Here is a 12,694-nt window from a genome sequence, read left to right as displayed (position 1 = left end):
ATTAATCTTTCAATTCAATCAGTCTCTTAAATAGCTTTTTAACACTATCAGGATTCCTGACCCAAAAATCAGCAGCTGAAGAACGCAGCTCTTCCGCTACCAGAATACCGCAGCCTCTAGAACGGATAACCCTAAAAGCATCTTCATCTGTTGTATCATCACCTATATATACAATTGAATTGTCTTTAAAAGAGAGACTGAGTATATCGACTATCCATCTTATCACGCAGCCCTTGTTCCAGTAAATATTGGGCAAGATCTCAAAGACCTTCTTACCATGCATAAGACGTAAAGAGTCCTCTCTATCTACTACCTTCTTAACCTCATCTTCAATAACTCTCAGATATCTATCCTCAGCTACAAGCCTATAATGGACAGCAACCGAAAACTTCTTCTCCTCTACCAATAGACCATCAATAGATGAGAGCCTATTTTTTAAATAATCTACTGCTTCTTTAACTGCGGGAATTACGCGTTCTGCGTCAGGCTGAACCATGGAGAGGGAAGGGCCTTTGATATCAAAACCATGGTTACCGGCATAGAATATACCTTTAATATCTACAAGGTTCTCAACATCCTCTCTCCCTCTCCCGCTTACAATAGCTACGGTATACTTCCCAATCAGCTCTTTGATTACCTCCCGCATATCACTTGAGAGCAGAGCAAGCTCAGGTCTATCCACTATCGGAGTAAGAGTACCGTCATAATCAAGAAATATGACAGGCCTCCTATCCTTGAATAGATCTAAACCAGAAGAGAGATAGAGAGGGTTTATCTTTACATTAGAACTACTATCTATAAGCTCTCCATCAATATCTATAGCACTATCGCTCTTATCCCAATTATTGAAGAGTTCTCTGGGTCTCTTCTTAAACCAATTATCGACCCAGTCAACAGATATATCAGCCATGTCGGAAACAACAATATCAGCACCGTTATCAAGCAAGTCTTCAATACGGCCCTCACGCGCAATACCAAGGACCAGACCAAATCCGCCGTTACGTCCCGCCATAACACCGCTCGTTGCATCTTCAACAACAACTGAACGCGACGGCTCTGCACCTATATCAGAGGCTGCTTTCAGGAATATATCGGCTTCGGGTTTACCTTTTAAATCTAACTCTACAGATACTACTCCGTCAACGCGGGTTTGGAACACATTTTCGATACCAACAGACTCAAGAATAGTCTTACAGTTTTTAGATGATGAAGCAACTCCTGTCTTGATACCTCTTCTCTGCAGCTCCTTAATAAACTCAATCGTTGACTGAAAGACCTCTGCACCCTCAGCTTTAAGATGCTTGACGAACTGTTCGTTCTTCTTATTACCCAACCCGCATATAGTCTCTCTCTCTGCTTCATCACCTGAGTCCCCAAATGGAAGCTCAATACCGCGTGAAGCAAGAAAACTCTTAACCCCTTCATAGCGCGGCTTACCGTCTACATAGGGAAGGTAGTCGCCTTTATGGGTAAACTCGCGGAACTTTTCACCCCCTCGGGCTTCCAGTTTCTTAAGATAGTCGTCAAAAATATCCTTCCAGGATTCAACATGCAGGACGGCAGTATCGGTAATAACCCCGTCAAGATCAAATATTACAGCATCAAAATTAGGCTCACTCATTATTCCTCCTAAAAAATTATGTTGTCAATGAGGTTATATTATATATTAAGAAATGATTTTAGTCAAAAAGGCTAAAGCTTTCTAAAATCAAAGATGTTGATTAAAAAATACTATTATATCCTCTCTATTAACTTTAAATCCATATGGTGTTTCTAGAATAGCTATAGGGGTAGATTCTTTAGAGTTGATAAGCATATAGAAAGGAAAGATGCTGGGTATAGTCTCACAGTGAAGCTTTTCAAGGATAATATCGAGATAGTTGCTATTATAATCTCTTAAGAGGGCTTTAAAATCATCAGTTACATAGATAAGAAGGTTTGCAATAGCAGCACCTCCTGAATGAGCTAAAATACCAATCTTATTACTATCAACCTCTTCAAGATACTTAAGATATTTAAGGGTAAGCAGGGATTCATAGACTCTAAGACCCATCAGGGTAAACCCATTACATAACAGATGTTTACTTACTGCATGATCGGACTCCCAATCCATCATAGCCCGCATAAATGGTATTATAACTATAAAGCCGGCTCTTGCTAGATCACCAGCATGGTAGTTTTCTATAAAATCTTGATTCCATGTACCATGGCCGGGAAGGCCTAAAATAGCAAAATAACTATCTCTCTCTTCATGAGGAATAAGCAATGTAACAAAAAAAGTACCTACATTCTGATCTTCAAATAGCAGCTCTCTTTCATGATAACCATCCCTCTCTTTATCTGATATCGTAGTTACTCTTAACTCTCTAGAGTCTACGTCCTTAAGAAGGAATCTTATGTTTAAACCATCTATTATAATATCTTTTAAAGAGGTACTCTTATCGTCAAAATATTCCTGCTCTAGGAATACTTCTGATTGGGTAATTATACTCTTCAATTCATCCTCTGATATAATCCGGGAATACTCCCTGTAAAGATTGGGAAAACTATACTAAGGTTTAAGGTTCTCTTCAGATAAAAGATCATAACTTAAGGTATAGTCGGTCAACTCAACTATATTGTAATTCTCTCTTTGATTAAGAATGAAAATAGAACCTGATAGAATAAAAAAAACTAATAAAACAACTAATATTCTCATCTATGTTAGATAAATTACTTTCAACCTGTTCTATATATTCTTATAACAACTAAAAGCATAGAGAGAGTTGCTATAAAGAATAGGCCATAGAGAAGAGACTGATTGATACTATAATGAGTAAACTTTGCAATATCATAAAATACGTATATCCCATAAGTAAGAGCAACACCCAAACCTATAATCCTCTTCTTGAATAACAGTATTGCCAACCCGATCAAAACAATGATAACCTCTGCCGCTATAGACAATGTATGGATACTAAGCATCTCTCCTCCTTTTAAGGTTTAACCGCCGCTTCAACCTTTACCTAATGCTCTATATTATCAAATCCCCTAATATCTCTCTATTCAATAATCACGAAAGAATATATTGTCATATTGCTGTTATCTTTGAGATTTACACTTTAAGCCTAGAGCCATTTTCTTGGGGCAAGAATATCGTATAATACCAATCTCTTACCATAAGATAATCAACAAATTGGTATAATAGTAAAGAGTTTAACCCAAATATCACTTAAAAATAGCACTGTTAATTTAAACTCCGTACAATTATCCCAATAACCCCTTCATTCCGCCTAAAATTTCATCAAATGGCACGACCTCAATCTGTTTATGAATCGAATATCGTTTTTTACCAGGATAGATAACAGCAATGCGTCTGAGTTTTAAATCCTTTAGTGCATTCTTCATAGATAGAGTTATCGTCGGAGCATCCGCTCGTTTAATCTCAATGCCATACATAGCCCCGCCTTTGTTAAATACCAGATCAATCTCTGCTCCTTGATGTGTTGCCCAGAAATACGGATGGTCAATCTCAAGAATATAAATCAATTGTTCGATTACAAAACCTTCCCAAGATGCTCCGCATATTTGGTGACGCAAAACTTCTGCTTCCGTTTTTAATTCCAAAAAAGAATTCAATATTCCCGTATCACGAAAATATAATTTTGGTGATTTAACTTGACGCTTTTTAATATTTACATGCCATGGCTGAAGTTGACGCACCATAAACACACCTGTAAGAATATCCAAATATTTTCTGACTGTCGGCTCTGAAATACCTAATGAAGAAGCAATTGGAGCTGCATTCCATATCTGCCCATGACTGTTGGCAAGCATAGCCCAAAAACGATATAATGTCACAGACGGCAGTTCAATTCCCTGTTCACGCAAATCACGTTCTAAAAATGTTTTAATAAAACTTTTTCGCCAAGCAAAACTATCTGCGTCACTTTTAGCTAAAAACGATAACGGAAACCCCCCTCTTAACCATAACCGTAAGACTTTTTTTTCACCAATCTCAGCAAGATTAAACCCGCCCATTTCAATCAATTCCAAACGTCCTGCAAGAGACTCTGATGATTGCCGTAAAAAATCAGGAGATGCGCTTCCGAGAATAAGGAAATTTGCAGGCAAAGGTTTTCGATCTAAGAGAACACGTAAAACGGAGAAAAGTTCAGGCCGCTGCTGAACTTCATCAATAACAACCAGACCTTTCAGCGGCTCAAGTACACCTTTGGGGTTAACCAAAGCAATAAGACTGCTTTGATCTTCAAGATCAAAATAATTAGGGGAACGGACGTCAATGAGATTCTGTGCTAGTGTAGTTTTACCGCATTGACGAGGACCTAAAAGAGCAGCCGCCCGACTTCTCTTAAGTACCTTTTTAATGGAATCAATATATCTTTTTCGCTCTATCATATTTTAAATATACCATGAAATACTAAATTGTCAACTTCTTATTTCATGGTATAACTTTCAATAAAAACCACTCTGATTATAAGACAAAACGAGATTATTTCTCTTTCAATAATAGCTTGACCAACTAAATTGCTCTTATTCTGTATCTATGTAAATTAAAATCTAAGATCAACCCAAAGACTCAGTCTGCTTTTGAAGCTCAATCATACGAGTAGATATGAACCTCTCAAATCCACTTCTCTCAATAAAACCAAGCAAATATCTCTTTTCATCTACAACCGGAAGGAAGTCCAGATTATACATATCGATAGTCTCTTTTATCTCTATCATCTCCATCTCAGGATGGGTAAGAATAACTTCTGTATCCATGAGATCATAAGCTAAGACAAGTGGACCTAAATCAACACTTGCCATGCTTCTTTTAATATTATCTATTGTAATTATACCCTTCAGTTTTCTCTCTCCATCTACTACCGGATAGTAAAGATTGTTGCTCTTACTAAATACATCCAGAATATCCACCAGACTCATATTCTCATATATAAGAGGAGGGTTTTTATCCATGATATCATCGGCATGGCTCTGGAGCATGATATCCTCTTCTGTTATATTTAAACCTACCTCGCCTGCTCTCTTTAAGGCTAACTTTGTAAGAGGAGGACCTATTATTTGAGTTATAAAAGTTGTCGTTGTTATTATTATAATAAGTGTATTACCGATCTCGCCGGGAAAATAGTTTGATGCAAGAATAGATAGACCTATTGCAACCCCTGCCTGAGGAAATAGTGCTAAAGGCAGATATCTTCTGACACTATCTGTTGCATGCGATATCTTTGCTCCGAACCTGGCACCTAAGATTTTACCTCCCATAGTTCCAAATAGATATATGATTACAAGCACTATTATAGGCAGAGTTAGATTCCTTAGATCCAGTCTTGCTCCAACCAGCACGAAGAAGAGCACGTATATAGGAGGAGTAAACCCTTCTACAAGCTTAAAAACCTCTTTGCTCTTACGGGGTGTAGAGTTAACCACTATGATTCCAAGCGTCATCGTCGCAAGAAGCATATCGATACGGGCAGCAAGGGCTATACCGCTAACTAAAAGAACCATGCCTATTGCAAATGCCAATATTCTTGCAGCTTCAGAGTAGTGACGAATAATCTTATTGAGTATAAATCCTGATGTCAGGCCGAGTACTATAGCACCTCCAATCTCATATAAGGGATAGATAAAAGTATTTAGAAGGGAGGAACTGCCCTGGCCTATCAGTCTTCCTGCAACAGAAGAGGCTAAGACAAAGAGCATAAGCGCAAGACCGTCATCTAAAGCAACTATTCCAAGTACTGTTGAACTTAACGGTCCTCTGGCTCGATACTCTTTTAAAACATTCGTAGTCGTAGCAGGGTCAGTTGCTGATGCAATAGCCCCGACCAATATAGCCAATGCCCAAGCAGACTGAGCATTACCGAATATAACCGTACAGGTGAAACCCATAAAGAGAGTAACAAGTACAAAAGGAGCTATACCCTCACAGAGAAGAATATAGATTAGCTGCTTTCCATACTTCTGAAAGATCTCACGTTTTAGTTCTCCTCCAACCATAAAGCCTATCAATCCAAGTGCAAAATAACTGAATGGCTGAAGAGAGTGAATTACCTCCAGATTAACAAGCTTAAATCCGGTCCTGCCTATAAGAACGCCGATTATAATATAGCCTACGACTTTGGGAATCTTGAGACGCTCAAACACTCTTCCGCCAACTGTACCGCCAAATAGTGCCAGACCCAAGAGCAGAAGCACATTAAGATGAGCAACTGATATCTTTGAAAGTATATCTTCTAACTGTTCTAACATAAAAATACCTTATCAATTCAATATTAAAGAAGTTTAGAAAATTATACTCCTAAAGATAAATTAGCTACAACTAAAATTTAACCCTGTTTCTTAAATACTCTCCAGCCCGGTAGGAACTCCGTACATAAGGGGCGCTCATAACATAGGAGAACCCTCTCTTGATAGCCTGCTCTTTATACTCTCTGAACTTCTTAGGTTCGACATAATCAGATATTGGATAGTGTTTAAGCGTTGGAGCCAGATACTGACCGATGCTCAGGAAATCACAGGCTACAGCTCTCAGGTCATCAAAGACTTCTAAGATCTCCTCCTCTCTCTCCCCTAATCCCAGCATTAGCCCGGACTTTGTAAATATATCTCTATCTGTCCTCTTTATTATATCAAGCACCTCTAAAGACCTCTCGTAATCTGCCTGAGGCCTCACCTCTGAATATAACCTGCCGACAGTCTCAAGATTATGGGCTATAATATCAGGCTTTGAATCTATAACAATATTTAAAGACTCTCTATTAAGCTGAAAGTCCGGTATCAATACTTCAATTATTAGATCCTGTGTATTCTCTTTTATATTTCTCACTGTACTGGCAAATACCCCTGCTCCGCCATCAGACAAGTCATCTCTTGTAACTGAAGTTATAACAACATGTTTAAGGTTAAGCTCTCTGACCGCCTCTGCTATCCTGCGCGGTTCATCATGGTCAACACTCTCAGGCTCTAAGTTGTCTATATTACAGAAGCTGCAGTTCCTGCTGCAATACTTGCCCAAAATTATAAATGCTGCCTCACCTTCTGCAAAGCACTCTCCTATATTGGGACAGGCTGCAGACTGACATACAGTATTTAACTTGAACTTATTAAGCAGAGCCTGCATCTGGGTCATCTTATTGAAACTGATCTTCTTATTTAACCAAACTGGATGTCTCTTTAGCATAATCTCTCCTTTCTAAATTCCAATCCTTGGTTGAATACTTATTCTTATCTAAAAACTCAATCTTTAACAGCTCTTCATCTAGAAGGCTGGACTCTTTAAACTCTACCTCAAAGGTATCTTTAAAAGCTCCCGCTAAAAGAGCTTCAGCCTCTCTAAAACCTATCTCCCTATTTAATGCTCTATTTAAAGAGATGCTCTTCGCTTCACTCCTCCTGCTGCTCTCTTTTAAAAGCATCAGCAATTCAGAGCTGCTGTCCTTTAAAGATATTGAACCATGCTGAAAAAGAACATCTCCTCTCCTTCTCTGTGCATTGCCCCCTATCTTAAGACCTTTATATATTACATCATATCTCTCCTTAAAAAAAGAGCAGACTCCTGAATCAATACCGCTATCTTTATTTTCGGCATACTCTACTTTTAAACCCAGGCTCTCGTAGAACCGGATTAGAAAAGAGTTTATAGTTTTATAAGAGTCCAGCACCCCGCCTCTAATACATAGATCCTCTCTCTTTGATATAACGCTATATGAGATATCATCTCTATGTAAGATAACACTACCCCCTGTCATCCTGCGGACATAAGGAACATTCTTGGCATCGCATCTCTCTAGATCAAGAACAGTCTCAATCTTCTGAGTGAAACCGAACGAGACCCCATACGGTCTCCAGCCATAGACTCTAAATATAGGAGGGCTGTCTAAATTAGATACTGAACTTATAAGCGCCTGGTCAAACGCCATGTTGCAATAAGGGTGAGAGCAGCCGGAGAGAATAAGGCGGAATCTTCTTAAGCTTTTTGCCATCTTAAATTTAAATCTCTCGCTGCTTTTGTCTCATCAAGCCTGCCGACAGGCATATTCTCCGGTGCTCTATGGAGCCTCTGGGGATCTTCTTTACTTAACCTTGCTGCTTCTATCATAACATCAATAAAGTTATCCAGTGTCTCCATGGACTCTGTTTCAGTAGGCTCAATCATCATCGCCTCTTTGACAATTAACGGAAAATATACTGTTGGAGGGTGTATCCCATTATCTATCAAATACTTTGCAATATCTATCGCCCTGACTCCGCACTCGGCCTGCTCTTGAGCGGATAAGACAAACTCATGCATGCAGACTCTATCATAGGGAATATTAAAATAATCTTTAAGTTTTACCCTAATATAGTTTGCATTTAAGACAGCTTTCTCAGATACATCTATCAATCCGGACTTACCAAGATAGACCATATAAGCATAGGCTTTAAGTAAGACAGAGAAGTTGCCGTAAAAAGGCGCAATATAACCAATTGAATCAGAATGTTCATAATCTAGAGCAAAGCTTCCATCTTTTCTCTTAGCAACCCTTGGAATAGGTAAGAACTTAACCAGCTCCTCTCTAACTCCAACCGGACCTGAACCGGGACCGCCTCCGCCGTGAGGAGTAGAGAATGACTTGTGGAGATTTAAATGCAGGATATCAAAACCTAAGTCTCCGGGTCTTGCCTTACCAATTATAGCGTTAAGATTAGCTCCGTCATAATACATTAAAGCACCAACTTTATGAGCCAGATCCGTTATCTCTTTTATCTTAGGATTAAAAAGTCCAAGTGTGTTGGGGCAGGTCAGCATAACACCTGCAAGATCTTCGTTTAAATATTCTTTAAACTTATCTATATCCATACAGCCTTGTTCATCTGTCGGGACAACAACAACCTCATAACCTGCTATCGCAGCAGAGGCTGGATTCGTACCATGAGATGAGTCAGGAATAACTATATACTTACGCCTATTGCCGCAGAATTTATGATAGGCAGCCGTAATCATAACACCTGTTAACTCTCCATGAGCACCTGCCATAGGCTGGGTGGTAAATGCACTCATACCTGTTATCTCAGAGAGCAGCTCTTCAGTCCTGTATATCACCTCAAGTGAACCCTGAGCAAGCAGCCCCCCGCCCAACAGCTGAGGTATTAAAGGGTGCAGCTCTGCAAAACCGGGAAGCCTTGCTATTTTTTCTGTAAATTTAGGATTATACTTCATGGTGCATGACCCCAGGGGATAGAAATTAGTATCGACAGAAAAGTTCATTCTGGAGAGATTAGAGTAGTGCCTCACAACATCAAGCTCTGATACCTGAGGCAGCTCTGCATCTTCTTCTCTTCTGTACTCTTTAGGAAAAGGAGTATCTAAGGGAGAATCTTTTTTAGGTATCTTAAAACCGCGTCTTCCTTCTATGCTCTTCTGAAATATCAATCGCATAATACAGCCTCCAGAGACTCTGCCAACTTAACAATCTCTTCTTTACTCCTCTTCTCAGTCACCGCAATTAAAAGGTAATCATCCATACCTTTATAGAACCTGCCCAAGGGAAAACCGGAGGCATAACCTTTGGCAACCATCTTACTCACAACCTCATCAGCATTCTTAGGCAGTAAGACTGTAAACTCATTAAAAGTAGGAGAGCTTCTCTTTACTTCTACCCCCGGAATCTTATCAATCACTGACTTTGCAAACTCTGATTTCTGATAGTTTAACTCCGCAAGCTCTTTAAAACCGACTTTGCCTATCAGAGAGAGGTATACTACCGCTCGCAAAGCGCAGAGCGCCTCATTGGAACAGATATTAGACGTCGCTCTCTCGCGTCTGATATGCTGCTCTCTTGTCTGAAGGGTTAATACGTAACCAGCCCTATTTTTTTTATCGACTGTCTTACCTACAATTCTACCCGGCATCTTACGCAGATACTCTCTCTTTGTCGCCATAAAACCAAGGTATGGCCCGCCGAATGATAAGGGAAGACCCAAGCTCTGACCCTCTCCGGTTGCAATATCACAATCCATCTCAGAAGGTGTTTTTAATATCCCAAGCGCTAAAGGATAGACCGATTGAATTAGTAGAGCACCGCGGGCATGCGCCTCTTTAACGATATCTGAATGGTCATCTATCGCACCGAAGAAATTAGGGTTCTGGACTATGACAGCAGCGGTCTTATCATCTAAGTGTTTATATATCTCTCTACGCGAGCTCTGTCCGTGGACAACAGAGGTCTCAATAAACTCAATATTTAAATTAGAGGTATAGGTATAGAGTATAGCGCGATAGGTCATATTGACACCGCTGTCCATAACAATTTTGTTTCTTCCGGTTATCCGTATCGCCATCATGCAGGCCTCATAGAGCGCTGTCCCGCCATCATAGAGCGAAGCATTACTAACATCCATCCCGGTCAATTGACATACTGCAGTCTGATACTCGTATATAGACTGCAGCCAGCCCTGGGAACACTCCGGCTGATAAGGGGTATAGGCGGTATAGAACTCACTGCGGGAGGAGATCTCATCCACTGCAGCCGGAATATAATGGTCATAGAATCCGGCCCCTAAAAAGTTAATCAGAGAGGTCGCATTTTTGAAAGATAATCCTTTTAGATATTCTATGACCTCAAACTCCGACTTGCCTTCCGGAATATTAAAAGATTTAGGCTTTAAATCCTCAGGTATATCGCTGAATAACTCGTCGATAGAACTGACGCCGATAGTATCCAGCATGCTCTTTACCTCAAGAGGGGAGTGAGGAACAAAACTCAACCAGAGACCTCCTCTAAATAACTTTTGTAAGCTGCAGTATCCATAAGATTATCTTTCTCGCTTTGATTTTTGATCTCAACTACTACGACCCAGCCGTCTATATAGGGAGATGAGTTCAAAAGCTCAGGAGAAGAGCTTAAAACCTCATTTACCAAGAGAACCTCTCCGCTTAAAGGACAGAAGATATCAGTTGCCGCTTTAACAGATTCAACGGAAGAGAAAGGCTTAAACTGCTCCAGAGTATCTCCTGCTTTAGGAAGCTCAATAAAAGTAATATCGCCCAATAACTCTTGAGCATAATCTGTTATCCCTATCCGTGCTCTACTACCTTCAATCTTTACCCACTCATGCTTTTTTGTATAGAGCAAATCTTCAGCTATATTCACGAGAGACCTCCTTATTAAATGTACCCTCAGCATAGATCGGCCTCTTAACTATTTTAGCCTCTATCTGAATATTATTAGACTTTATAATGACCTCTAAACCTACCCTGCTATATTCAGGGTTGATATACCCAAGAGCTATGCCGGAGCCCAGAGATGGAGAGAAAGAACCGCTGGTTACATAACCCACTTCTCTATCTGAAGAGAATATTTTATAACCCTCTCTGGGTGAACGCCTTCCGTCAGCAATTAAAGCAACTAATCTCTTACTCAAGACTCTCTTTTTCTGCTTAATGAGCGCATCTTTTCCTATGAAATCTTTATCCATCTCAACGAATCTCATAAGAGAAGCCTCAAGGGGTGTTATCTCTTCATTTAACTCATGTCCGTATAAAGGGTATCCCATCTCAAGTCTTAATATATCCCTTGAGCCAAGACCGGCAGGCTTAACTCTCTTATCTTCTAAAAAGACTTTCCAGAGACTCTCTGCGCGGGAAGCCGCTGCATAGATTTCATAGCCAAGCTCTCCGGTATAACCGGTCCTGCTTATAAGGTACTCCTCACCTTCAATCATAAAGTCATCAAACGTATAGTAACAGAGCTTTGTTATGGTCTCACCTGCAGCACTCTTAAGAACATCTAAAGATAGAGGGCCCTGAAGGTCGAGCTTTGCAATATTAGAAGATATATTTTTAAAATGAGAGTCCCAGCTTAAATTCTTCTTTATATTCTCCTCGTCCTTCCCAACGGTTGCAGCATTTATAACTATCATCCACTCTTCCTGTTCAACTCTATAGACTATCAAATCATCTATTACTCCGCCTCTGGGGTTTAGCATAAAGCCGTACCTGCAGGATTGAATCGGCATCTCTTTGAGATTGACTGTCACTATCTTATCCAATCCGCTCCTAAGATAGTCGCCCTGAATTATAAACTCACCCATATGGCAGATATCAAAGAGTGAACAGCTGCTTCTTGTCCAATTATGCTCGGCTATTATACCCTGATACTGAATAGGCATTAAGAATCCGCCAAAAGGAGCCATCTTTGCCCCTAACTCTTTATGAATATTACTAATGGGAGTATTCTTTAAATCCATTGCATTAAATTTTTCAGAAATTTAAAGACAAACATCCTTCAAGATAATTTAATCATTTTAACAAAGGTGTTAAAAAAGCAATTCCTATATATTAAAACCGTTTAAACAATTTCTATCCTGAAAACTCTTCTATCGCCTTATCTACTAAGGTGACATAAGTCATAACGCTTGAGCCGCCGACTAAGACAGCAACCATGCAGGCTTCAAGCATCTCCTCTTTAGAATATCCTGCATCGAGACAGTGCTTTACAGCTCTTGGAATACAGACAGGGCATTTTGCTGTAACAGCAGATACAAGAAGCAAGAGCCGCTTCTCTTTCTCCGGCAATTTTCCGGATGAGGTAATCTGATCTTTCTCCTGAATAAATGCCTGATACTCCTTAGGTACTGTATTTTTGATATCCGTCATCAGACGGTTAAACTCATTCAGAGTCTCTTTAGGATCATACTGCATAGAACA

General features: G+C 39.8%; 13 protein-coding genes. All 13 read right to left on the bottom strand.

Annotation, left to right across the window (positions count from 1 at the left end; genetic code table 11):
- Window position 1 precedes the first annotated feature (1 nt).
- Window positions 2-1,621: a trehalose-phosphatase gene (gene otsB / locus P9L98_02770; protein MDP8216231.1), complete on the bottom strand. Its 1,620-nt coding sequence runs from the start codon at window positions 1,619-1,621 to the stop codon at window positions 2-4.
- Window positions 1,622-1,708: 87 nt separating this feature from the next.
- Window positions 1,709-2,497, bottom strand: a complete 789-nt coding sequence (locus P9L98_02765) for a hypothetical protein (GenBank protein MDP8216230.1) — start codon at window positions 2,495-2,497, stop codon at window positions 1,709-1,711.
- A gap of 54 nt (window positions 2,498-2,551) precedes the next feature.
- Window positions 2,552-2,698 carry a hypothetical protein gene (locus P9L98_02760; protein ID MDP8216229.1) on the bottom strand — a complete coding sequence of 49 codons (147 nt, stop codon included), beginning with the start codon at window positions 2,696-2,698 and terminating at the stop codon, window positions 2,552-2,554.
- Window positions 2,699-2,718: 20 nt separating this feature from the next.
- The gene (locus P9L98_02755) at window positions 2,719-2,964 is read right to left on the bottom strand and encodes a hypothetical protein (GenBank protein MDP8216228.1); all 246 of its coding nucleotides are present in this window, start codon (window positions 2,962-2,964) and stop codon (window positions 2,719-2,721) included.
- Between the two features lie 282 nt (window positions 2,965-3,246).
- Window positions 3,247-4,398, bottom strand: coding sequence for an ATP-binding protein (locus tag P9L98_02750; protein MDP8216227.1), 1,152 nt, complete (start codon window positions 4,396-4,398; stop codon window positions 3,247-3,249).
- A 168-nt stretch (window positions 4,399-4,566) separates the two neighbouring features.
- Window positions 4,567-6,255: a cation:proton antiporter gene (locus tag P9L98_02745; GenBank protein MDP8216226.1), complete on the bottom strand. Its 1,689-nt coding sequence runs from the start codon at window positions 6,253-6,255 to the stop codon at window positions 4,567-4,569.
- Window positions 6,256-6,325: 70 nt separating this feature from the next.
- The gene (gene lipA / locus P9L98_02740) at window positions 6,326-7,186 is read right to left on the bottom strand and encodes a lipoyl synthase (protein ID MDP8216225.1); all 861 of its coding nucleotides are present in this window, start codon (window positions 7,184-7,186) and stop codon (window positions 6,326-6,328) included.
- Window positions 7,155-7,988, bottom strand: a complete 834-nt coding sequence (locus P9L98_02735; GenBank protein MDP8216224.1) for a biotin/lipoate A/B protein ligase family protein — start codon at window positions 7,986-7,988, stop codon at window positions 7,155-7,157. The genes lipA and P9L98_02735 overlap by 32 nt, the downstream gene beginning before the upstream one ends.
- A complete protein-coding gene (gene gcvPB / locus P9L98_02730; GenBank protein MDP8216223.1) occupies window positions 7,973-9,424 on the bottom strand; it encodes an aminomethyl-transferring glycine dehydrogenase subunit GcvPB in 1,452 nt (483 codons plus the stop codon). The genes P9L98_02735 and gcvPB overlap by 16 nt, the downstream gene beginning before the upstream one ends.
- Complete coding sequence (gcvPA, locus tag P9L98_02725; GenBank protein ID MDP8216222.1) at window positions 9,415-10,752, bottom strand: aminomethyl-transferring glycine dehydrogenase subunit GcvPA; 1,338 nt, start codon at window positions 10,750-10,752, stop codon at window positions 9,415-9,417. Before gcvPA ends, gcvPB begins: the two co-directional genes overlap by 10 nt.
- Window positions 10,749-11,138 (bottom strand): glycine cleavage system protein GcvH, encoded by a 390-nt coding sequence (gcvH, locus tag P9L98_02720; protein ID MDP8216221.1) that lies wholly within the window; start codon window positions 11,136-11,138, stop codon window positions 10,749-10,751. Before gcvH ends, gcvPA begins: the two co-directional genes overlap by 4 nt.
- Window positions 11,125-12,234 carry a glycine cleavage system aminomethyltransferase GcvT gene (gene gcvT / locus P9L98_02715; GenBank protein ID MDP8216220.1) on the bottom strand — a complete coding sequence of 370 codons (1,110 nt, stop codon included), beginning with the start codon at window positions 12,232-12,234 and terminating at the stop codon, window positions 11,125-11,127. Before gcvT ends, gcvH begins: the two co-directional genes overlap by 14 nt.
- 112 nt (window positions 12,235-12,346) lie before the next feature.
- Window positions 12,347-12,688 carry a carboxymuconolactone decarboxylase family protein gene (locus P9L98_02710; protein MDP8216219.1) on the bottom strand — a complete coding sequence of 114 codons (342 nt, stop codon included), beginning with the start codon at window positions 12,686-12,688 and terminating at the stop codon, window positions 12,347-12,349.
- Window positions 12,689-12,694: the final 6 nt, after the last annotated feature.

Source organism: Candidatus Kaelpia imicola (genome assembly GCA_030765505.1).
Classification (GTDB): Bacteria; Omnitrophota; Gorgyraeia; order Kaelpiales; family Kaelpiaceae; genus Kaelpia; species Kaelpia imicola.
This window is presented reverse-complemented; position numbering and strand designations above follow the sequence as displayed.

What these genes read in the sequence shown, in the direction of transcription:
- otsB (MDP8216231.1), bottom strand. Translation starts at nt 1,621, where the DNA reads ATGAGTGAGCCTAATTTTGATGCTGTAATATTTGATCTTGACGGGGTT.
- P9L98_02760 (MDP8216229.1), bottom strand. Translation starts at nt 2,698, where the DNA reads ATGAGAATATTAGTTGTTTTATTAGTTTTTTTTATTCTATCAGGTTCT.
- P9L98_02755 (MDP8216228.1), bottom strand. Translation starts at nt 2,964, where the DNA reads ATGCTTAGTATCCATACATTGTCTATAGCGGCAGAGGTTATCATTGTT.
- P9L98_02750 (MDP8216227.1), bottom strand. Translation starts at nt 4,398, where the DNA reads ATGATAGAGCGAAAAAGATATATTGATTCCATTAAAAAGGTACTTAAG.
- P9L98_02745 (MDP8216226.1), bottom strand. Translation starts at nt 6,255, where the DNA reads ATGTTAGAACAGTTAGAAGATATACTTTCAAAGATATCAGTTGCTCAT.
- lipA (MDP8216225.1), bottom strand. Translation starts at nt 7,186, where the DNA reads ATGCTAAAGAGACATCCAGTTTGGTTAAATAAGAAGATCAGTTTCAAT.
- P9L98_02735 (MDP8216224.1), bottom strand. Translation starts at nt 7,988, where the DNA reads ATGGCAAAAAGCTTAAGAAGATTCCGCCTTATTCTCTCCGGCTGCTCT.
- gcvPB (MDP8216223.1), bottom strand. Translation starts at nt 9,424, where the DNA reads ATGCGATTGATATTTCAGAAGAGCATAGAAGGAAGACGCGGTTTTAAG.
- gcvT (MDP8216220.1), bottom strand. Translation starts at nt 12,234, where the DNA reads ATGGATTTAAAGAATACTCCCATTAGTAATATTCATAAAGAGTTAGGG.
- P9L98_02710 (MDP8216219.1), bottom strand. Translation starts at nt 12,688, where the DNA reads ATGCAGTATGATCCTAAAGAGACTCTGAATGAGTTTAACCGTCTGATG.